Annotated in this window: 19 protein-coding genes; 11 read left to right on the top strand and 8 right to left on the bottom strand. The window is 68.3% G+C overall.

The genetic code is table 11. From position 1 onward, the window contains the following. Positions 1-14: 14 nt before the first annotated feature. Positions 15-908, bottom strand: a complete 894-nt coding sequence (gene prpB, locus DFO63_RS06505; protein ID WP_005418360.1) for a methylisocitrate lyase — start codon at positions 906-908, stop codon at positions 15-17. A 153-nt stretch (positions 909-1061) separates the two neighbouring features. On the opposite strand from prpB, the gene prpR reads away from it, so the two are divergent. Continuing rightward, entirely contained in the window at positions 1062-2645 is a 1584-nt protein-coding gene (gene prpR, locus DFO63_RS06510) for a propionate catabolism operon regulatory protein PrpR (protein WP_119006630.1), read from the top strand. A 136-nt stretch (positions 2646-2781) separates the two neighbouring features. Here the strand turns inward: prpR and DFO63_RS06515 are convergent, their stop codons facing one another. The 3 genes from DFO63_RS06515 to pdxH all read right to left on the bottom strand — a co-directional run bounded on the left by DFO63_RS06515 (position 2782) and on the right by pdxH (position 4429). After that, entirely contained in the window at positions 2782-3243 is a 462-nt protein-coding gene (locus DFO63_RS06515) for a DoxX family protein (RefSeq protein ID WP_049443011.1), read from the bottom strand. Positions 3244-3365: 122 nt separating this feature from the next. Then, complete coding sequence (gene aacA, locus DFO63_RS06520; protein ID WP_119006631.1) at positions 3366-3833, bottom strand: aminoglycoside 6'-N-acetyltransferase; 468 nt, start codon at positions 3831-3833, stop codon at positions 3366-3368. Continuing rightward, a complete protein-coding gene (gene pdxH / locus DFO63_RS06525; protein ID WP_119006632.1) occupies positions 3830-4429 on the bottom strand; it encodes a pyridoxamine 5'-phosphate oxidase in 600 nt (199 codons plus the stop codon). Before pdxH ends, aacA begins: the two co-directional genes overlap by 4 nt. A 40-nt stretch (positions 4430-4469) precedes the next feature. Here pdxH and DFO63_RS06530 point away from each other — a divergent pair, with 40 nt between their 5' ends. Further along, positions 4470-5297: a kinase gene (locus DFO63_RS06530; protein WP_119006633.1), complete on the top strand. Its 828-nt coding sequence runs from the start codon at positions 4470-4472 to the stop codon at positions 5295-5297. Between the two features lie 6 nt (positions 5298-5303). Here DFO63_RS06530 and DFO63_RS06535 read toward each other — a convergent pair whose 3' ends face one another. Beyond that, the gene (locus DFO63_RS06535; protein ID WP_005410663.1) at positions 5304-5507 is read right to left on the bottom strand and encodes a dodecin family protein; all 204 of its coding nucleotides are present in this window, start codon (positions 5505-5507) and stop codon (positions 5304-5306) included. 97 nt (positions 5508-5604) lie between these two features. Here DFO63_RS06535 and DFO63_RS06540 point away from each other — a divergent pair, with 97 nt between their 5' ends. The 5 genes from DFO63_RS06540 (at position 5605) to mdtD (ending at position 10249) form a co-directional block, all read left to right on the top strand. Beyond that, entirely contained in the window at positions 5605-6147 is a 543-nt protein-coding gene (locus tag DFO63_RS06540) for a shikimate kinase (protein WP_014648049.1), read from the top strand. Beyond that, the gene (gene aroB / locus DFO63_RS06545; RefSeq protein ID WP_049443007.1) at positions 6144-7256 is read left to right on the top strand and encodes a 3-dehydroquinate synthase; all 1113 of its coding nucleotides are present in this window, start codon (positions 6144-6146) and stop codon (positions 7254-7256) included. The genes DFO63_RS06540 and aroB overlap by 4 nt, the downstream gene beginning before the upstream one ends. 143 nt (positions 7257-7399) lie before the next feature. Beyond that, positions 7400-7639 (top strand): WGR domain-containing protein, encoded by a 240-nt coding sequence (locus DFO63_RS06550; RefSeq protein WP_014038141.1) that lies wholly within the window; start codon positions 7400-7402, stop codon positions 7637-7639. 25 nt (positions 7640-7664) lie between these two features. Continuing rightward, positions 7665-8747 (top strand): uroporphyrinogen decarboxylase, encoded by a 1083-nt coding sequence (hemE, locus tag DFO63_RS06555; RefSeq protein WP_119006634.1) that lies wholly within the window; start codon positions 7665-7667, stop codon positions 8745-8747. Between the two features lie 92 nt (positions 8748-8839). Further along, positions 8840-10249 (top strand): multidrug transporter subunit MdtD, encoded by a 1410-nt coding sequence (mdtD, locus tag DFO63_RS06560; RefSeq protein ID WP_119006993.1) that lies wholly within the window; start codon positions 8840-8842, stop codon positions 10247-10249. 526 nt (positions 10250-10775) lie between these two features. Here the strand turns inward: mdtD and DFO63_RS06575 are convergent. Continuing rightward, positions 10776-14303, bottom strand: coding sequence for a hybrid sensor histidine kinase/response regulator (locus DFO63_RS06575; protein WP_119006635.1), 3528 nt, complete (start codon positions 14301-14303; stop codon positions 10776-10778). A 96-nt stretch (positions 14304-14399) separates the two neighbouring features. Then, on the bottom strand, positions 14400-17942 hold the full coding sequence (locus DFO63_RS06580; RefSeq protein ID WP_049443003.1) for an ATP-binding protein: 3543 nt from the start codon (positions 17940-17942) through the stop codon (positions 14400-14402). Positions 17943-18106: 164 nt separating this feature from the next. On the opposite strand from DFO63_RS06580, the gene DFO63_RS06585 reads away from it, so the two are divergent. Genes DFO63_RS06585 through DFO63_RS06595 form a run of 3 tightly spaced genes read left to right on the top strand, consistent with a single transcriptional unit; the run spans position 18107 to position 19896 of the window. After that, the gene (locus tag DFO63_RS06585; protein WP_014038146.1) at positions 18107-18751 is read left to right on the top strand and encodes a YceI family protein; all 645 of its coding nucleotides are present in this window, start codon (positions 18107-18109) and stop codon (positions 18749-18751) included. Then, positions 18748-19320, top strand: a complete 573-nt coding sequence (locus DFO63_RS06590; protein WP_005418388.1) for a cytochrome b — start codon at positions 18748-18750, stop codon at positions 19318-19320. The genes DFO63_RS06585 and DFO63_RS06590 overlap by 4 nt, the downstream gene beginning before the upstream one ends. 3 nt (positions 19321-19323) lie before the next feature. Beyond that, positions 19324-19896, top strand: a complete 573-nt coding sequence (locus DFO63_RS06595) for a YceI family protein (protein WP_049443002.1) — start codon at positions 19324-19326, stop codon at positions 19894-19896. 33 nt (positions 19897-19929) lie between these two features. Here DFO63_RS06595 and DFO63_RS06600 read toward each other — a convergent pair whose 3' ends face one another. After that, complete coding sequence (locus DFO63_RS06600) at positions 19930-20205, bottom strand: glutaredoxin family protein (RefSeq protein ID WP_049443001.1); 276 nt, start codon at positions 20203-20205, stop codon at positions 19930-19932. Between the two features lie 96 nt (positions 20206-20301). Between DFO63_RS06600 and DFO63_RS06605 the strand changes: the two genes are divergently transcribed. Next, the gene (locus tag DFO63_RS06605; RefSeq protein ID WP_049443000.1) at positions 20302-21684 is read left to right on the top strand and encodes an L-serine ammonia-lyase; all 1383 of its coding nucleotides are present in this window, start codon (positions 20302-20304) and stop codon (positions 21682-21684) included. The last annotated feature ends 94 nt before the right edge of the window (positions 21685-21778 follow it).

The following is a 21778-nucleotide window of genomic DNA, read 5'->3' on the forward strand; positions in this document are numbered from 1 at the left end:
GTGCAGGGTACTGCTTATTTCTTGGCGGCGAACAGTGCATCGAGCTGCTGCTCGAACGCGTGGTAGCCGATGCGGTCGTAGAGTTCTTCGCGGGTCTGCATGGTCTCGACCACATTGCGCTGGTGGCCATCACGGCGCACCGCCTGGTAGACGTTCTCGGCGGCCTTGTTGGCGGCACGGAACGCCGACAGCGGGAACAGCTGGATGGCGACGCCGGCCGAGGCCAGTTCATCGCGGCTGAACAGCGGGGTGGCGCCGAATTCGGTGATGTTGGCCAGCACCGGCACCTTCACCGCGTCGACGAAGCGGCGGTAGGTATCCAGGTCGTAGGCAGCCTCGGCGAAGATGCCATCGGCACCGGCCTCGACACAGGCGATGGCGCGCTCGATGGCCTTGTCCACGCCGTCCACCTGGATGGCGTCGGTGCGTGCGATCAGGAAGAAGTCCGGATCGGTCTTGGCATCGGCGGCCGCCTTCACGCGGTCGACCATTTCGCCCTGCGAGACGATCTCCTTGCCCGGGCGGTGACCGCAGCGCTTGGCGCCGACCTGGTCCTCGATGTGGCAGGCGGCCGCGCCGGCCTTGATCAGCGACTTCACGGTGCGCGCGATGTTGAACGCGCTCGGGCCGAAGCCGGTGTCGATGTCAACCATCAGCGGCAGGTCGCAGACATCGGTGATGCGGCGCACGTCCACCAGCACGTCTTCCAGGGTGTTGATGCCCAGGTCCGGCAGGCCCAGCGAGCCCGCGGCAACGCCGCCGCCGGACAGGTAGATGGCACGGAAGCCGGCGCGCTTGGCCAGCAGGGCGTGGTTGGCGTTGATCGCGCCGATCACCTGCAGCGGCGATTCGGCAGCCAGCGCCTCACGGAAGCGGGCACCGGCGGAGAAAGGGGCGGAAGCAGTCATGCGGCAATCCAGGTTGAAGAACGGATGGGTAGGCGCAAGCACCATGCCAAGCTGCAAGCCGTTGATTTCACGGGGATGACCGGCATGCAACAACGAAACAAATGAAACATTGAAACAGATGTATCATGAAACACCTCGCCCGGACCCGCCGCCATGTATCTGCCCCGCTCACCGCTGCGCCATGCCGATGCCGACCCCGGCCGCCCGGTGATCTGGACGGTCAGCGTCTCGCGACTGACCGGCCTGCTCGGCGACGTCATTCCCGAGTTCGACCGCCGCGCGCGCATCGAGCAGATCAACCTCGGCTTCGAGGAAGCGGTGGAGGTGATCGGCCAGCGCCTGCGTCGCGAGCACTGCGATGTGGTGATCGCCGGTGGCTCCAACGCCGCCTGGCTGCGCGGCCGGCTGGAGCTGCCGCTGGTGCCGATCCAGGCCAACGGCTTCGACCTGATGGAGGCGCTGGCCCGCGCCCGCCGCATCGCCAGCCGCATCGGCCTGGTCACCCACGCCAGTGACGTACCGGTGTTCAGCAACTTCCAGCAGAGTTTCGGCCTGGATATCGAGCATCGCCGCTTCGTCACCCGCGAGGACGCACGCGACTGCATCGCCGACCTGCGCGCCAACGGCATCGAAGTGATCGTCGGCACTGGCATGGCCATCGACCACGCCGAGCAGGCCGGCCTGCCCGGGGTGCTGCTGTATTCGGCCGACTCGGTGCGGCAGGCGTTCGAACATGCGCTGGAACTGACCCAGACCCTGGCACGTTCCGGCAGCAACCGCCCTGCCCCGCGCCGGCGCCCAGCAACGCGTGCCGACGCGCATGAACTGCTCGGCGGCAGCGACGCGATGGCGCAGGTGCGCGCGCAGATCGCGCTCTACGCCCCACATGACAGCACCGTGCTGGTCAGCGGCGAAACCGGCACCGGCAAGGAACTGGTGGCGCGCCAGCTGCACGCCGCCAGCGGTCGTCGCGGACGCTTCGTGGCACTGAACTGCGGCGCGATCAGCGAATCGCTGCTGGAAGCGGAGCTGTTCGGCTACAGCGATGGCGCCTTTACCGGCGCACGCCGTGGTGGCCGCGTTGGCCTGGTTGAAGCCGCAGACGGCGGCACTCTGTTCCTGGACGAAATCGGCGAACTGCCGCTGCCGCTGCAGACCCGCCTGCTGCGCGTGCTGGAGGAACGTGAAGTGCTGCGCGTGGGTGCCACCGAACCGACGCCGGTGGACCTGCGAGTGGTCGCCGCCACCCTGCAGTCGCTGGAGCAGCGCGCGGCCGTCGGCAGCTTCCGCCGCGACCTCTACTATCGGCTGGCAGCACTGCGCATCGTGCTGCCGCCGCTGCGTGCACGGCGCAGTGACATTCCGCTGCTGGCGCAGCATTTCTTCCGCCAGCTGCGTGGCATCGACGCGCCATTGGAAGAGGATGCGCTGGCGGTGCTGACCGCCGCCAGTTGGCCAGGCAACGTGCGTGAGCTGCGTAATCTGGTGGATCGCCTGCGCATCCACTGGCAGCCGGGTGAAGGCCAGATTGATGCTGCGCGACTGCTGCAGTTGGCCCCCGAGCTTGCGAATGAAGGTGTCGCGGCATTGCCGGTGGAAAGCAACGGCAAGCGCCCGCCGCGTGCGCAGCTGGAGACGCTACTGCAGGAACATCGCAATGATCGCGAGGGGATGGCGCAGGCGCTGGGCGTCTCACGCACTACGCTGTGGCGCTGGCTGCGCGCGGAGGGGTTATAACCACTCGTTGCCTGGTGGGTGCGAACCTTGGTTCGCAACGCTCTTCCGTCAAGCATCTCATCCACGCATGGCGTGGATCTACCGGAACATACCAAATGCTACAGACGCGCTCCGGCTGCGTGCGGACGAGGAACGCTCACCGCGCCCAACGCGCCTCGATGGCGAACCGACCGCTTCCTACCGCCGCAACCCATAGCAGCAGCACCCCAAGCGGCACTTCGCTCAGGTAGAAGAACCAGCTCAGCCAATCGGGCACGCTCAATCCCGCCGGAATGCGCGCGATGCCATCAGTCATTGCGGCCACCGCACAGATGCCCGCCAGCAGCAGCGCCGAGGGGCGGCTCAACAGACCCAGCACCAGCAGGCCGCCGGCGATCCATTCGATCGCACCGAGCACCGGCGCACTGAATATCGGGAACGGGATGCCCGCATCAACCAGCGTATGCACCATGCGCTCGCGCCCTGCGTCGGTAAACACCTTGTTCCAGCCGGATACGCAGAACATCACGCCGGCGACGATGCGGGCAAGCAGCAGCAGGAAGGCTTCCATGCCGCGGCGTGGCGGCGGCACGGCAAACAGGCAACGCCAAGAGGGCATGGCGACTCCGGAAGTCGAGGGCATCCAGCCGAGTGTGCCGGTCGCTGGCCTGCTCGCAGATGAAGCGAACCCGTCGGTTCGCGACAATCTGCTCCTGTAGCGTCGCCAACCAAGGTTGGCGGCTACCGGGGCAGCTCGGCGTCCAACACCATGCGGAAATACACCACGCGCTCGGTTTCCTCGAAACCACACGCACGATGCGCGGCATGCGCCTGTACGTCTTCCACGCGACTGTCAGACGCCAGCTCGCTGCAGCCGGCCGTGCGCGTCCACGCCTGCACTGCCGCCAGCAGAGCGCGGCCCACGGCGTGGCCCTGCCACTGCGGCTGCACGTACCAGCCTTCCAGGAAGCCGACCGGCGAAGACTCGGTGCCATTCACGTAGTCGTGGCGCAGGCGCACTTCGGCGAACCCCACCGCTTCGCCACCGGCCAGACAGGCAAGGAATACCGCGCCTTCGGCATCGGCCAGCGACTCCGCCAGTTCCTCCAGCGGATCATCGGCATCGGGCCACAGGCCGAGACGCAACTGCGCCCACGCGGCCACATCGGCCGGCGTGGCCTGGCGGATCGTGGGCGCGCCGTCGATCACGGGTACAGCAGGCGCTTGCTCCAGCGCCCTTCGGCACCGGCTTCATAGCACCAGCGCTCGTGCAGGCGGAACTGCGCGCCGTACCAGAACTCGATGCGGTCAGGCACCACGCGCAGGCCGCTCCAGCCGTCCGGGCGCGGTACGTCCCTGCCCTCGAAACGGGCTTCGATTTCGGCCACGCGCGCGTCGAATTCCTCGCGGCTTGCCAGCGTCTTCGACTGTTGCGAGGCCCACGCACCGATCTGGCTCATGCGCGGGCGGCTGGCGAAATAGGCATCGGCCTCTGTGTCTGCCACCTGCTCGACACGGCCTTCGATGCGCACCTGGATGCCAGCCTCGCGCAGGCTGCGCCACAGGAACAGCAGTGCGGCCTGCGGATTGGCCTGCAGTTCCTGGCCCTTGTGGCTGTCCAGGTGGGTGTAGAAGACAAAGCCGCGCTCGTCGAAGGCCTTCAGCAGCACGGTACGCGCCGAGGGACGGCCCTGCGCATCGGCGGTGGCCACGGTCATCGCGTTCGGCTCGACCTCGCGGCTCTGTTTGGCCTCTTCGAACAGGCCGGCAAACGTGGACAGGGCTTCGGCGTACAGGTCGCTCATGATTGCGTTCTTCTCACACGGATTGGGCTATTGTGGCTGCATGGCCGCTGCTGCGTATATGCCCCAGGTGAAAGGATTCCCCGAAACATTGGCCGAACAGGCGCTGGACGATGCACTGGCCAGCGGTGCAGCGGTTCCAGTATTGGCGATCAGCGGCCTGCAGGGGAGCGGCAAATCGACGCTGGCTGCGCAGGTGGTGGCGCGCGCCCAGGCACGCGGCCTGAACGCGGCCACGCTGTCGATCGATGACGTCTACCTGACCCGCGCACAGCGCCAGCGACTGGCGCGCCAGGTGCACCCGCTGTTGATCACCCGCGGCCCGCCGGGCACCCATGACCTCCCGCTGGCCCACGCCGTGCTGGACGCGGTGGCCGCACGCCAGCCTTTCGCGATGCCGCGCTTCGACAAGCTGGCCGATGAACGCCTGCCCGAAGCGCAATGGCCGCAGCTGCAACAACCGCTGGACCTGCTGGTATTCGAAGGCTGGTTCCTGGGCACGCCTGCGCAGGATGACGACGCGCTGGACAGCCCGCTGAACGCGCTGGAGCGCGAGGCCGACACCGATGGCCGCTGGCGACGCTGGTGCAACCAGGCGCTGGCCCGCGACTACCCGGCGCTGTGGCAGCGCTGCGACCGCCTGTGGTTCCTGCAGCCACCGGACTTCTCGGTGGTGCCGCGCTGGCGCTGGCAGCAGGAGCAGAACCTGCAGGCCGCCCAGCCGGGCCGGCACGGCATGAGCCGGCCACAGCTGGAGCGCTTCGTGCAGTACTACGAGCGGGTCAGCCGGCAGGCACTGCGCGCCCTGCCCGCCTTGGCCGACCACGTGGTGGTGCTGGACAGCCAGCGCCAGGTGCAGGACGTGCGCTGAGCACGCCTATTCCACCAGGAAGGTCACCCGCAGGTTGACCCGCCATTCGGTGATCTCGCCGCTGCCGTTGGTGACCACCTTGGTCTCGTTCACCCAGGCGCCCTGGATGCCCTTGACCGTCTCGGAGACCTTCTTCAACCCGCTGCGCACGGCGTCTTCCACGCTTTTCGGCGAGGAGGCGGTGATTTCGATGACCTTGGCGACCGTCATGGCCTGTACTCCGGCTGGCGCGGGAGACCCCGCAGAACGCCTACCCTGACGTGAAGAACGTAAAGGCAAGGGCACGGAGGTGTTAGCATCAGAGGGCATGAATCCTGCTCCGAACCTGATCCTGATCGGCCCGATGGGCGCCGGCAAAACCTGCATCGGCCGCCGCCTGGCCGAGCGCTTCACGCTGGACTTCGTCGATGTCGACCAGGCCATCGTCGATGCCGCCGGCGCCAGCATTCCGACCATCTTCGAGCACTCCGGCGAAGCCGGCTTCCGCAGCCATGAACGCCAGGCGCTTGCGCGGGTGCTGGAAGGCCGCGGCCAGCTGGTCTCCACCGGTGGTGGCGCCGTACTGGATCCGGACAACCGCGCACTGATCGCCCGGCGCGGCTTCGTGGTCTATCTGCGGGTGAGCGTGGCCGAACAGCTCGAGCGCCTAGCCCGCGACAAGGGCCGGCCGCTGCTGCAGCGTCCGGACCGCGAGCAGGTGCTGCACGATCTGGCCGCACACCGCGACCCGCTGTACCGCGAACTGGCCGACCTCACCCTCGACACCGACCCGTATACCGCTGCCGATGCGACCGCCCAGCTGGTGGTCAAGCTGGCCACGCAATGGCAGCGCCAGGACCTGACCGCATGACCTCCCCCGCCCTGCTGCAGGTCGCCGTTGGCGGCGACCGCCCCTACTCCATCACCATCGGCGCCGGCGCCCAGGCCGACGGCACCGCGCTGGCCTCGCACGTGCGCGGCCGTCATGTGCTGCTGCTCAGCGACAGCGAAGTCGCCCCGCGCTATCTGGCATCGGTCAAACAGACGCTGCTGGCCGCACGCGCGGACCTGATCATCGGCGAGCACGTGCTGGCCGCCGGCGAGGCCTCCAAGACCCTGGCCGAGTTCGGCCGCGCGATCGAAGCGCTGGCCGCGCTCGGTGCCACCCGCGACGCCTGCGTGTTCGCCCTCGGCGGCGGCGTGGTCGGTGACCTTGCCGGTTTCGCTGCCGCCTGCTGGATGCGCGGCGTGGACTGCGTGCAGCTGCCGACCACCCTGCTGGCGATGGTCGATTCGTCGGTGGGCGGCAAGACCGCCGTCGACATCCCGGCCGGCAAGAACCTGGTCGGCGCCTTCCATCCGCCGCGTGCGGTCATCGCCGATACCCGCGTGCTGGCCACCCTGCCGCCTCGCGAGCTGCGCGCCGGCCTGGCCGAAGTGGTGAAGTACGGTGCATTGGGTGATGCGGTGTTCTTCGAGTGGCTGCAGCAGCATGCCGATGCGCTGCTGGCCGGCGAGGATGCGGTGCTGGCCGAGGCCATCGCGCGCAGCTGCCGGCACAAGGCCGCCATCGTCGAGCGCGACCCGTTCGAGAAGGGCGAGCGTGCCCTGCTCAACCTCGGCCACACCTTCGGCCACGCCATCGAGACCGAACAGGGCTATTCGGCCCCAGGCCGCGATGCGCTGAACCATGGCGAAGCGGTGGCGGTGGGCATGGTGCTGGCGGCGAAGCTGTCCACCGACCTGGGCCTGGCCGACGATGCCGACCGCGCACGCCTGCAGGCCCTGCTGGAACGCCTCGGCCTGCCGGTGGCGATCCCGGCCGGGCTGGACCCGCAGGCCCTGCTCGGCCGCATGCGCCTGGACAAGAAGAACGTGGCCGGCCGCCTGCGCCTGGTGCTGTGGCGTGGCATGGGCCGCGCTGAAGTGGTGCCGGACGTGGATGAAGCGGCGGTGCTGAAGGTGCTGTCGGCCCGGTAGTGCCGGCCGCTGGCCGGCAATCCTGCCGCGCAGCCTGGTAGTGCCGGCCGCTGGCCGGCTTCCCCGTTGATGACGTTGCTGGCCAGCGGCCGGCACCACCGCGTTGCGGCAGGGGTCACCCGTGCCCCGCTACAATCGGCGCCATGCACGTCTACCTGCAACATCCCGACGCCGGTGCGCAGGCACCGCGCTTCCTGCGCCTGAGCCTGCTGCCGGACCTGTTCGGCGGCTGGGAGCTGCTGCGCGAGAGCGGCCGCGTCGGCAGCCGCTCGCAGCTGCGGCGCGAGCTGTTCCTGCAGGCCGACGAAGCCCGCCACGCCTTCGAGAAGGCCCGCGATGCTGAACTGCATCGCGGCTTCCAGATCCTTTCGCACGGCGACTGACGCCGCTGCTCCTCCCGTCCAAGGAATGCCCATCGTGACCAGCCCTCTCCGCAACGATCGCCTGCTGCGCGCCCTGCGCCGCGAACCGGTGGACTGCACCCCCGTCTGGCTGATGCGCCAGGCCGGCCGCTACCTGCCGGAATACCGCGCGACCCGGGCCAAGGCCGGCAGTTTCCTGGCCATGGCCAAGACCCCGGAGATCGCCTGCGAAGTCACCCTGCAGCCGCTGCGCCGGTTCCCGCTGGACGCGGCCATCCTGTTCTCGGACATCCTCACCATTCCCGATGCGATGGGCCTGGAGCTGTACTTCGTCGAAGGCGAAGGCCCGAAGTTCCGCCATCCGGTGCGTGATGAAGCGGCCATCGCCAGGCTGGCGGTGCCGGACATGGAACAGGACCTGGGCTACGTGATGGATGCGGTACGCCTGATCCGCCGCGAGCTGGACGGCCAGGTGCCGCTGATCGGCTTCTCCGGCAGCCCGTGGACGCTGGCCTGCTACATGGTGGAAGGCGGCGGCAGCAAGGATTTCGCGCGCATCAAGGCGATGGCGCTGAACCATCCGCAGGCCCTGCACCGCCTGCTGGAAGTCACCACCGACGCGGTGATCGCCTACCTCGGCGCGCAGCGCGCGGCCGGCGCACAGGCGCTGCAGGTGTTCGACACCTGGGGCGGCGTGCTGTCGCCGGCGATGTACCGCGAGTTCTCGCTGCGTTACCTGCAGCGGATTGCGCATGGCCTGGACCGTGGCGGGGGCAGCGAGCGCACCCCGCTGATCCTGTTCGGCAAGGGCACCGGCCTGCACCTGGAAGCGCTGTCGCAGACCGGCGCCGATGCACTGGGCCTGGACTGGACGCTGGACCTGGACGAAGCGATGCGCCGCACCGGTGGCCGCGTCGCCCTGCAGGGCAACCTCGACCCGACCACGCTGTACGCCTCACCGGATGCGATCGCCGCGGCCGCCGCGCGCGTGCTCGACACCTATGCGGCCGGCAACGGCGGTTCGCGCGAGGGCCATGTGTTCAACCTCGGCCATGGCATGTCGCCGGACATGGACCCTGCGCATGTACAGGTGCTGGTCGACGCGGTGCACGCGCACAGCCAACGCTGAGCATTCCGCATGCAGGTACGGCGCGACCTTGATCGCGCCGTGACCCGCATTGCGCGATCATGGCGGCCCCCACGCTGCACCGGCCGCACGCCATGCCTACATCGTCATCGACCTACAACCGCCACCGCCCCCTGCTGTGGCTGGTGTCCTTGGCGATTTTCATGCAGATGCTGGACTCGACCATCGTCAACACGGCGTTGCCGGCGATGGCGGCCAGCCTGGGCGAGAGCCCGCTGCAGATGCAATCGGTGGTGTTCAGCTATGCGCTGGCGGTCGCCACCTTCATTCCCGCCTCGGGCTGGATCGCCGACCGCTATGGCACCCGGCGCACCTTCCTGGTGGCGATCATCCTGTTCACCCTCGGCTCGCTGGCCTGCGCGCTGGCCCAGCACCTGCACCAGCTGGTCGGTGCACGCGTGCTGCAGGGCATCGGCGGTGCGATGCTGCTGCCGGTCGGTCGGCTGGCGGTGATGCGTTCGGTGCCGCGCGAGGATTTCCTGCGCGCGATGAGCTTCATCGCCATCCCCGCGCTGGTCGGTCCGCTGATCGGCCCGACACTCGGCGGCTGGCTGGTCGAGATCGCCTCATGGCACTGGGTGTTCCTGATCAACCTGCCGATCGGCGTGATCGGTTTCATCGCCGCGATGAAGATCATGCCCGACCATTACGCCAGCCATCGCACCCGCTTCGACCTGCGCGGCTACATCATGCTGGCCTTCGCGATGGTGGTGCTGTCGCTGGCACTGGACGGCATCTCCGGGCTCGGCACGCCACACGCACTGGTGATGCTGATGACCGTGGCCGGCCTGGCCGCGCTGGTGGGCTACTGGCTGCACGCCGCCAATTCGACTGCGCCGTTGTTCTCGCTGGCACTGTTCCGCGTGCCCAGCTACCGCATCGGTATTCTCGGCAACCTGTTCTCGCGCATCGGCAGCAGCGCCATGCCGATGCTGATCCCGCTGCTGCTGCAGGTCGGCCTCGGCCTGGGCCCGATGCATGCCGGCCTGATGATGGTGCCGGTGGCGGCGGCCGGCATGGTCTCCAAGCAGCTGGCGGTGAAGCTGGTCGAACGCTACGGTTACCGCCGCGTGCTGATGGTCAACACCGTGCTGGTCGGCCTGGCGATGGCCAGCTTCATCCTGATGACACCCGGCCAGCACCTGGCCTGGCGCCTGGTACAGCTGGCGTTCTTCGGTGCGGTCAATTCCCTGCAGTTCACCGTGATGAACACCGTGACCCTGCGCGATCTCGATCGCGAATTCGCCAGTTCCGGCAACAGCCTGCTGTCGATGGTGATGATGCTGGCCGCCGGTTTCGGCGCCGCAGCCGCCGGCAGCCTGCTGGCCGCGTTCGGCACCCACCTGGACAGCACCGACGCCACTGCGGCGTTGCATGCCACGTTCCTGTGCGTGGGTGCGATCACGCTGACCTCGACAATGATCTTCTGGCAGCTGCCCGACACCAAGCCGGAGCCACGGCAGGTCGAGCACGTCGCGGAGTGAGGGGTTCGGCAGGGCTGCGCCCTGCACCTGCAGAGGCCGAAGCCGAAGCAACAGCAACAGCAACAGCAACAGCGAGCATTCCGTGGGTTGGCGAGGCGGTGTCGCAGCGCGGGGACGCCGCAAGTACGTCCCTGTAGGCTTGGCAGCCGCATCCATGCGGCTTACACCCCGCACTGCGACACCGCCCCACCACTGACAGATGGTCGCTGCTGTTGGTGGGTGTCGACCTTGGTCGACACATCTGTCAGATATCGAAATACATCTGGGGTCAGATCCGTTTTCCTTCAGAAAACGGATCTGACCCCGAGCGTCGTTCCGACAGATCGCGGAAAACTGTCGAAGGCGGGGTGGGTCCGGTTGCGGGAGTGTCCGCGGCATGGATGCCGCGGCCAAGCCCCCATGGATGGGTTTACGGCGTCTCCCGCAACCGGATCCACCCCGCCATCCCACAGGAATCCAGCTTTTGCTTCGGCTGTTGCTGTTGCTCCGGCTTGCAGCAGGTGCAGGGCCGCAGGCCCTGCCGAACCTACCTTCCCATCACCCTGGCAATCGCTTCCACCAGCAGTTCGCCGGTCACCGGCTTGCGCAGGAAGCCGCCGATGCCGGCCGCTTCCACCTGCTGCTGCAGGTCCGGATCGGTGCGTGCGGTCACCGCCAGCAACGGCAGCATGTAGCCCTGGTTGCGCAGGTGCTGGGCCAGTTCGAAGCCGCTCAGGCCCGGCAGATCCAGATCCAGCAGGCCGACGTCGAAATCGCCGGCACTGATCTCGCGCAGCGCCGCCAGCGCATGGCCGGCATGCACCACCTCGTGGCCGCGTGCACTCAGCAGCCCCCGCACCACATCGGCCACGGTGGCATCGTCCTCGACCAGCAGCACCCGCAGCGGTGGCATGTTCGCCGCCTCGTCGCGATGCCCTTCGGCGGACGCCTCGGCATCACTGTCCACCACCAGTGGCAACGGCAGGGTCACGCCAAAACAGGTGCCTCGGCCCAGCTGGCTCTCCACCTGGATCCGCCCCTGCATCGCATGTGCCAGCTCGCGGCAGATCGCCAGGCCGAGGCCGCTGCCACCGTACTGCGCAGCGGTACGTGCACCATCGGCCTGCTCGAAGCGGCGGAACAGGCGCTGCTGCTGTTCCTGGCTGATGCCGGGGCCGGTATCGCGCACTTCGAAATGCAGCGCGCGCAGCTCGCCATCGCAACGTGCGTGCAGGGTGATGGTGCCGCGGCTGGTGAATTTCACTGCGTTCGACAGCAGGTTGAGCAGGATCTGCCGCACGCGCATGGCGTCACCGGTCGCCTGCAGGCCCGGCGGCAGCTGGTTGTCGAGGGTGAAGCGCAGGCCCTTCTGGGCGGCCAGCGGGCCCATCAGCGCCGCCAGATCCTGCAACAGGCCATTCAACGCAAACGACTGCGACTGCAGTTCCAGGCGCCCGGACTCGATCCGCGCCAGGTCCAGCGCATCGTTGACCAGGTGCAGCAGGTGTTCGCCAGCATGCCGGATCGACTGCGTGTAGCCGCGCTGCTGCGGGTCCAGTGGCGAGGCCAGCAGCAGCTCGCTCATGCCCAGCACGCCGGTCATCGGCGTACGGATCTCATGCCCAAGGTTGGCCAGGAAGCGGGTCTTGGCCGCCGAGGCCTGCTCGGCCAGTTCCTGCTTGTGCAGCGCCAGCTGGTAGGCGTGGCGCCGCTGCAGGCGGCGTCGGTACAACCAGGCGAACCAGCTGGTCAGCAGCAACCCGACCGACGCCAGCACCAGCAGGCCGGACAGGCTGCGCCACCATGGCGGTTGCACGCGGAATTCCAGGCTCTGCACCCGCGACCACACATGGTCGGCCGAGCGTGCCTGCACTTCCAGCCGGTAGCTGCCGGGCGCCAGGCGCGAGAACAGGCGCTCGCCCGCCGGACCCACTTCGACCCAATCCGGGTCGTAGCCGGCCAGGCGGTAACGGTAGGTATTGGACGCCGAGTCGGCGAAGGACAGCAATCGCGCGACGATGCGCAGGTCGCGGTCGCCATCGGCGATCTGCAACGGTGCATCGTGGGTCATGTCCAGCACCTGCTCATTGCGGCGCACTTCCACCCGCTCGATCACCAGTGGCGCGCGGCGTACTGAAGGCCGCACCTGCTCCGGGTCGAACACCACTGCGCCTGCCGCCGTTCCGGCCACCAGGTGGCCATCGGCGGCTGCGATCAAGGTGTGTTCGCGGAATTCCTGGCTGGGCAGGCCGTCGTGCACGCCGTACAGGCGCACGCTCTGCCCATCGGCACTGACACGTACCAGGCCGCGTGCGCTGGTCGCCCAGGCCACGCCCTGCGCATCCACCACCAGGCCAGAGGCGGAGATCGCCGGATAGCCCTGTTCGGCACCGACCACCGCCTGCCGTTCCAGGCGCCCCTGGCTCCAGCGGTAACGCGACAGGCGCCCGTCCTCGGACAACCAGACCTGGCCATCGCGGCCCACGTGCAGCGCATGGATGGCCGTTGCCGGCGCACCCGGCACCGGCTGGAAGCGCTCGCTTTCCGGCAGCCACTGCAGCAGGCCACGGCTGCTGGCCAGCCAGATATGGTCCTGTGGACCGCATTCCACATCGAGGTTGAGCTGGCCCTGCTGCAGGCCACGCTGGCCATTGTCCAGCTCGCGCCGCACGCGCCCGTCGAGGTCGCGCTGCTGCAGGCCTGCGGGCAGCATCAACCAGAGGCTGTCGCCGTCGCAGGTCATCATCGCTTCGATGACACCTTCCATCGCTGCATCGGCACCGGCGTCACGCCCCCAGCGACGCAGCTCGCGCCGTTGCGGGTCGTAGCGCACCAGCGCATCGGTCGAGCCGATCCAGACCTGGCCACGCCGGTCCTCGCGCACCGACGACAGCCAGTGCATGCCGTTGACCCAGGTACGGTGCTGCTCGATCCTGCCGGTTTTCGGATCGAAGCGATCCAGCGCGCCATGGCTGCCCACCGTCCAGACGCCGCCATTGCTGGATGGGCTGGTGCCCAGCACGAGCGCATTGCGCAGCGAGCTGGGGTCGTCCTCCAGGCGCGACAGCACCGAGAACTGCCACCAGCGTGGCAGCAGGTGCCACAGCCCGGCATTGGTGCTGGCCAACCAGATGCCACCTTCGCGGTCCTCGTAGGCACCGGTCCAGTTCGGCCGCACCGGACCGCGCGCGATCGCGCTGTACAGCGGCACGGTCTGGTACTGGCCATCGACCGCACGCCCCAGCCCAGTGCGCGTGTCCAGCCAGTGCCCGCCCTGCTCGTCGCGCAGCATCATGCCCAGCACCTGCTCGCCCGGCGGCAGCTTCCACGGAGGGGCTTCGAAGCGCCCATCCGGACGGCGCACGGTGGCCCCGGCCATCGTGCTGATCCACAGGCTGCCATCCGGTTCGGCGGTCAGCCCGTTGATCAGCAGGCTGGGGATGATGTCCGTACCGACACGCTCGAAGTCGGTCCCGGTCCAGCGCGCCACGCCATGCTTGGTGCCGATCCACAGGCTGCCATCGGCCAGCGTGGCCAGGTAGGGCACCGACGACGAGGGCAGGCTGCGCGGATTGTTCGGCTCGGGCAGGAAGCGCTGCAGGCGGTCCTGGCTGTCCAGGCGGTACAGGCCGCCCTCATGGGTACCGAACCAGATCGAGCCATCAGGCGTGCTGGCCAGGCTCCAGACCGTGTTGGTGCCCATCAACGGCTGGCTGCTGCGGTCGTAGAAGTGCAGCTGCCGGCGGTCGGCGGACATCCGCACCAGGCCGGCATTCTCGGTGCCTATCCACAGCTGGTTGCGGGCATCGACCAGCACCGTCCAGATGCGGTTGTCACGCAGCCCGTCCTCCGAGCGCCACACCCGGTAGGTGCGACCGTCATAGCGGGCCAGGCCATCGTTGGTGGCGATCCACAGGTAGCCGTACCGGTCCTCGGCCATGCGGTTGACGGTATTGGACGGCAGGCCATCGAACACCGTCACCTGCCGCGGGCTCGGAGGCACCGGCTGTGCCGCAGCGGGCAACGCGCAGCACAGGAGGACCAGCAGCAGCATCGCCGCCCGCAGATACACCACCGATTGCCTCCTCACGCTGGTCCTGATGATTCCCGCGCTGCGGGCGTCGGCATGGTAAACCGAAAGTCGCGCCGTTCACGCCCGGCGCCGGCACAGTCACGCAGTCGCTTGCCGTTTCGCACGCGCCTGGGCGATGGCCGCCACCAGCAGATCGCCGGTCACCGGCTTGCGCAGGAAGCCATCGAAGCCTGCGGCCAGCACCTGGGTTTCAGCGTAGGCATCGGAACGGGCAGTCACTGCCACCAGCGGCAGTTCATAGCCCATGGTGCGCAGCTGGCGGGCGATGGCCGTACCGTCCAGCGCGGGCAGATCGAGATCGAGCAGGCCGACGTCGAAACCATCGGTGGCGATCTCCGACAGCGCGCCCAGGCCATGCAGCACGTGGACCACCTCATGCCCGCGCACCCGCAGCAGGCCGGCGATGACCTCGGCCACCGTGGCATCGTCCTCGACCAGCAGGATGCGCAGCGGCGGCAGTTCCGGCAGGGCCGCGACCTCGCCCGCGGTGCTGGCGGCCTGGCGCGTCCAGGGCAACGGCAGGCGCACGCGGAACCGCGCGCCCTTGCCCGGCTGGCTGTCTACTTCGATGCACCCGCCCATCGCCATCGCCAGCTCCTGGCAGATCGCCAGCCCCAGCCCGCTGCCCCCGTAGCGCGACGCGGTGCGCGGGCCGTCGGCCTGTTCAAAACGATGGAACAGGCGCTGCTGCTGTTCGGCATTGATGCCCGGGCCACTGTCATGCACTTCGAAACACAGCCCGCCCTTTTCTTCCAGGCGCACGGCCAGGCCGACGTGGCCACGCTCGGTGAACTTGATCGCGTTGCCGAGCAGGTTCAGCAGGATCTGGCGCACGCGCATCTCGTCGCCGCTGACACTCACCGGCCCGGGCGGATCTTCGCCGCGCTGGAACTCCAGCTGGCGCTGCTGCGCCATCGGCTGCATCAGGCCCTGCACCTGGTCGAGCAGCTCCCCCAGATCGAACGGACGCAGGTCCAGCTCCAGCCGCCCGGCTTCGATGCGGGCCAGGTCCAGCGCATCGTTGACCAGCCGCAGCAGATGACTACCGGCCTGCTGGATCGACCCCGCGTAGCCGCGCTGCACCGGATCCAGCGGGGTCGCCAGCAGCAGCTCGCTCATGCCCAGCACGCCAGTCATCGGCGTGCGCACTTCGTGGCCCAGCGTGGCCAGGAAACGGCTCTTGGCCTGCGAGGCCTGTTCGGCCAGCTGCTGCTTGTGCACCGTCAGCTGCCATTGCTGGCGACGGCGCAGCCGCGCGCGGACCGACCAGACCAGGACCACCAGCAGCAGCGACCCCAGCAGGATGTAGCCGAAGATCGCCATGCCGCTGCGCCACCACGGCGGCAGCACCTTCACCTGCAACTGCTGCGAAGGTGTCCACGCGCCCCGGGCGGTCGCTGCCTGCACCTCGATGACGTAGCTGCCGGTCGGCAGCCGCGACAGGGTGCGCTGACCATCGCCGCCCTGCTCCACCCAGTCCTGGTCGTAGCCCTGCACGCGGAAGCGGTAGCGGTTGCCCTGCGGGCTGGCATAGGACAGCAGCCGCGCATCGATCTGCAGATCGCGGTCATCCGGTCCCAGCAACAGGGTGCCGGTGAGCGGCAACGGTTGCCAGCCGCGCGCGTCGTCGCGGCGTACCCGCACTTCGGCGATCACCAGCGATGACGACGGCAGCACGGTGTCGTCGGCATTCACATCGAAGGCAACCAACCCGGTCTGGGTGACGGCCAGCACGCGGCCATCGGCATTCACTGCTGGTGGCCGGCCGGTGAACTCCGCATCGGACAGTCCATCGCGCTCGTTGAACTGCTGCAGGCGCCGCGTTTTAGGGTCCCAACGCAGCAGGCCGCGCGGCGTGGTGGCCCACAGCTGGCCATTGTCGGCCAGCGCCAGCCCACCCATGGTGACCGGCGGCACGCCTGCACTGCCGTCGATGCGCTGGATCAGGCGCAGGCTCATGCCATCCCACTGGTAGCGCTCGAAGGCGCCTTGGCGCGCCAGCCACAACTGCTGCGGATCGATCCACACCAGGTCGTAGATGGGCCCGCGCGAAACACCCGGCACTGCCTCGAAGCGTCCAGCCTGCTCGCGCCAGATGCCCATGTCGCCCATCACCCAGGGCCGGCCATGGGCGTCGAAGCGGATCTGCTCGATCGGCGCATCGGCGGTCCCGCGGAAATGCTCCAGCGGATAGCTGTGCAGCAGCCGGCCCTCTGCATTGCGCTGCTGCAGGTCCAGGCCCATCACCGACACCCACACCGTGCCGTCGGGCGCCTGCCGCATCAGGTCGATGCGCTGGCGCAGATCGGCACTGCCATCGATCCGCAGATCGCGCAGCGCGCCGGTGGCCGGATCGTAGACGGTGATGCGACCGCCGCGCCCCAGCCACAGGCGACCATCCGGGCGCGGCAGCACCGACCACACCACGCCGTTGCCCAGCTGCCGGTCGCTGGCCAGCAGGCGCAGGGTGCCCTGCGCATCCAGCTGATAGACCCCTCGCGCCGAGCCGACGTAGTAGTTCTTGCCGTCGCTGGCCGCGCTCAACAGGTACTGGCTGTCCAGCGGCTTGCCGTCGAGCTGGTTCCAGATCGAGAAGCGCCGCCAGTCCGGTGGCAGATAGGCCAGGCCCTGGGTCAGCAGCGCCACCCACAATCCGCCCTCGTGGTCCTGCAGCAGATCGAGCACACCGCTGTGCGCGGTCAGGAAGCCGCTGCCGCGGTCGCCCTCCAGCCGGCGCAGTGCCGCCGCATCCCCCCGCAACAAACCATCGGAGGTGCCGGCCCAGTAGCCCCCCTGGCGATCGGCCAGGACCAGGGCCGAGCGCAGCTGGGCGCTGTCGGCCCATCGCGGACGACTGACCCGGTCCTGCCCATCAATGCGGTACAGGCCATCGTTCTGGCTGCCCACCCAGATCGAACCCTCCGCGTCACGGCTCAACCGGAGCACGCTCAGCGTGCCCAGTTCCCGCGCGGCCACTGGCTCGAACCCGCTGCCGTTCCAACGCGCCACGCCGGCTTCGGTGCCCACCCACAGGCGGCCCCGCGTATCGACCAGGCTGGTGAAGATGCTGTTGCTGGGCAGGCCCCCCGGCTGCGCTGGATCATGGGTGTAGAGGCGCACGCTGCCGTCTTCGCCAAGCCGGCAGACGCCATGGTTGTTGGTCCCGATCCACAAGGCATCGTCGACATAGGCCAGTGCCCAGAACTGCCCCTGGCAGGTGGAATTGACCGTGTCGAAGGTCCGGAAGCGCTCGCGGTCGGCATCCAGGCGGGCCACGCCCTTGCCGTTGATGCCCACCCAGACCCGGTCCAGCGGATCGATCAGCAGGGTCTCGATCTCGTTGCCAGGCAGCGAGCCCGGCTGTTCCGGATCGTGCTCCCAGACTCGCAGGCTGTTGCCGTCATAACGGGCGAGCCCACCATCGGTGGCGGCCCAGATGTGGCCCTGGCGGTCCTCGGCCAGCGCCACCACCATGCGCGACGGCAAGCCTTCGGCGGCACCGAAGCGGCGCAGGCGCGGTGTTTCTGCCATGTCCAGGGTCGCAGCCGCCGTGGCCATCGCCATCAGCAGCAGTCCCATACCTGCGATGCCACGGCACCACCGGCGCCAGCCGCTCGTCATCCTGAACCCCCTGTCCTGGGCCGATTGTCACACAGGGCCGGGTTCATGGCTGCAACAGGCTGTTTCCAGCGGTGGCACCACCACGAACTGTTGCAGCCATGCACGCAACGTTGGCAGGGGGCTGTGCGTATGATCACAGCGTCCCCTTCCGGAGCCCGCCATCGATGCGTCCCTGCCTGGCCCTGCTGCCGATGCTGCTCGCCACCGCCCCTGCCTGGGCGGCCGCTGACACCTATCGCCTCGATCCGGTGCACACGCGGGTGCTGTTCTCCATCGACCACGCGGGCTACTCGCAGGCCATGGGCACGGTGTCCGGCAGCGAAGGCCGCGTGCTGTTCGATCCCGACAACTGGCGCGATGCCACCCTGGAAGTGGACATTCCTGTGTCGCGTCTGGACCTTGGCGACGCCAAGTGGAACCAGGCCACGCTGGCCCGCAGCCTGCTCGATGGCGAGCGATTCCCGACCGCGCGTTTTGTCTCCAGCCGGGTCGAACCGATCGACGCCAAGCATGCGCATGTGATCGGCACGCTGACCCTGCGCGGGGTCAGCCAGGAAGTCACCCTGGACGTGACCCTCAACGCGCTCAAGCGCTACCCGCTCCCTCCCTTCCGACGCACCGCCGGGTTTTCCGCCAGCACGACGCTGAGCCGGCGCGCGTTCGGCATCACCGCCTGGCCGGGCGTCATCGGTGATGCGGTACAGGTGCGGATCGAGGCTGAGGCCACCCTCGACCGCAGCGACGCCCCGGGAACTCCCGCTCCCGTTCCACACTCCGACCACACGACGGCCCCCAAGGACCCTTCATGACCGCCAAGAACACCCCCGCCGCCTGGGGGAGTGTCAGCCAGATCCTGCACTGGTTGATCGCACTGCTGATCCTCGCCTTGGGCGTGGTTGGCCTGACCATGGGCGAACTGCCCAAGACGCCCAAGTACTTCTGGGTCTACACCGCGCACAAGTCGATCGGCATCACCGTGCTGGCGCTGGTGCTGTTCCGTCTCGGCTGGCGCCTGTATGCCGGTGCACCGAAGCCGGTGCCGGGCGTGCCCAGCTGGCAGGAGCGCATCGCCAGTGCCACCCACGTGCTGCTGTATGTGCTGATGTTCGCCATCCCGCTGTCGGGCTGGCTGTACGATTCGGCCAGTGGCCTGCGCCCGTTCCGTTGGTTCGGCCTGGTCGACGTGCCCAAGCTGAGCGGCCCCGACCCGCAGGTCGTCGCGGTATCCCATGCCCTCCACGAGTACGGCTTCTGGCTGTTGATCGCGGTGGTGCTGGCCCATGCCGGCGCTGCTTTCTACCACCACCTGTTCCAGCGCGATGCAACGCTGTCCCGCATGTTGCCGCGCGGCTGGCTCGCCTCCCCTCAGAAGGACTGACCGATGAACCTGAAACTGACCACTCCGGCCGCCGTGGCCGCCGCCCTGGCCGGCATGCTGGCCACCGCCCCGGCGCTCGCTGCGGACTATGCGCAGGCCCCGGGTGCCGGCTCGATCCTGGTGTTCGCCACCAAGTACGACGGCGAAGTGTTCACCGGCAGCTTCCCGGGCTTCGCCACCAAGCTCAGCTTCGACCCGGCCAACCCGGCCGTCGGCTCGCTGGATGTGGTGATTCCGCTGGCAGGCGCCAAGAGCGGCAACAGCGACCGTGACTCGACCCTGCAGGGTGCCGACTTCTTCAATGTCGGCAAGTTCGCTACTGCGCGTTACACCGCCAAGGGCTTCCGCGCCGTGGGCAACGACCAGTTCGCCGCCGATGGCACCCTGGAACTGCGCGGTGTCAGCAAGCCGGTCACCCTCACCTTCACCTGGAAGCCGGGCACACAGCCGGTGCTGACCGGCAAGGCCACGGTCAAGCGTCTGGACTTCGGCGTCGGCGGCGGTGACTGGGCCGATACCAAGACCATTCCGGACGACACCGCGATCAGCACGATCGTGAAGTTCGACGCGAAATAAGACGCTTCCGGTAGTGCCGGCCGCTGGCCGGCATTAACGGATATCGGGTGGTTGCCGGCCAGCGGACGGCACTACCTGACCGCCTTCGGCCAACCACGCCTGCACCGTGGCCGCATCGAACGGCCAGTCCAGCTCGCGCTCGCCGCGCTCGTCGCGCAGCACCGGCACCCGCGCGCCATAGCGCGCTTCCAGCGCCGGCTGGTCATCCAGGAACACCGATTCGAACTCCGGCGCCCGCGCTTTGGCCAGTTCGGCCAGGGCCAGGTCGCACAGGTGGCAATCGTCACGCTGGATCAGGGTCAACACCAGTCAGGCTCCCGTGGTGGAAATGCTGCGCCGCAGCCATCGGATGGCCCGGCAAGCCGCTAGAATAGCCGCTTGTCCGGTACCCGCAGTTTGGCATCCATGGCTGTCAGCACGTTCGACGTTTTCAAGATCGGCATTGGTCCGAGTTCCTCGCACACCGTCGGGCCGATGAAGGCCGCCGAGCGATTCATCCATCGCTGGCTGCTCGATCCGGGCCGCCTGCACGAGGTCGCGCGCATCCGCTCCGATGTCTATGGCTCGCTGGCGCTGACCGGCCGCGGCCATGGCACCGACAAGGCGATCCTGCTGGGCCTGGAGGGCCAGCGGCCGAACCTGATCGACCCGGACATCATCCCGGCCACCCTGGAGCGCATCCGTAGCAGCAAGCGCATCCAGCTGATGGGCCAGCACGAGATCGCCTTCGACGAGAAGCGCGACCTCGGCATGAACAAGCGCCAGAAGCTGCCGTACCACACCAACGGCATGCGCTTCACCGCGTACAACGCCGACGATGAAGTGATCGCCACCCGCGATTACTACTCGGTCGGTGGCGGCTTCGTGGTCAACCAGGACGACGCGGCCGATGACCGCATCGTGCCCGACGAGACCCCGCTGCCCTACCCGTTCAAGAGCGGCGACGAGCTGCTGGCGCAGACCGCGCGCAGCGGCCTGAGCATCGCCCAGCTGATGTTCGAGAACGAGAAGTGCTGGCGCAGCGAAGACGAGATCCGCGCCAACCTGCGCGAGATCTGGAGCGCGATGCAGTCGTGCGTCGCGCGTGGCATCCGCGAGGAAGGCGTGCTGCCGGGTGGCCTGAAGGTCGGCCGTCGCGCACCGGCGCTGTACCGCGAACTGTCGTCGAAGCCGGAAGCGGCGATGCGCGACCCGCTGACCACGCTGGACTGGGTCAACCTGTACGCACTGGCGGTGAACGAAGAAAACGCCGCCGGTGGCCGCGTGGTGACCGCACCGACCAACGGCGCCGCCGGCGTGCTGCCGGCGGTGCTGCATTACTTCGACCGTTTCTGCCCCGGCGCCAACGAGCAGCGCGTGTTCGACTTCCTGCTGACCTCGGCGGCGATCGGCATCCTGTACAAGGAAAACGCTTCGATTTCCGGCGCCGAAGTCGGCTGCCAGGGCGAAGTGGGCGTGGCCTGCTCGATGGCGGCCGGTGGCCTGGTCGCGGCGCTGGGCGGCAATCCCAGCCAGATCGAGAACGCCGCGGAAATCGGCATGGAACACAACCTCGGCCTGACCTGCGACCCGATCGGCGGCCTGGTGCAGATCCCCTGCATCGAACGCAATGCGATGGGCGCGGTGAAGGCGATCAATGCCTCGCGCATGGCGATGCGTGGCGACGGCAAGCACAAGGTGTCGCTGGACAAGGTCATCAAGACCATGCGCGATACCGGCCGCGACATGCAGGACAAGTACAAGGAAACCAGCCGCGGTGGCCTGGCGGTGAACGTCATCGAGTGCTGAGTTGTGGAGCCGGGCCCCTGCTCGGCTCTACATCGGACGACACCGTCACCGCGTTCCGGTTAGGCTCGGGGCTACCCTGCCCCGGATTTGCCCC

This window comes from Stenotrophomonas sp. AG209, from assembly GCF_003550055.1.
Taxonomy (GTDB): domain Bacteria; phylum Pseudomonadota; class Gammaproteobacteria; order Xanthomonadales; family Xanthomonadaceae; genus Stenotrophomonas.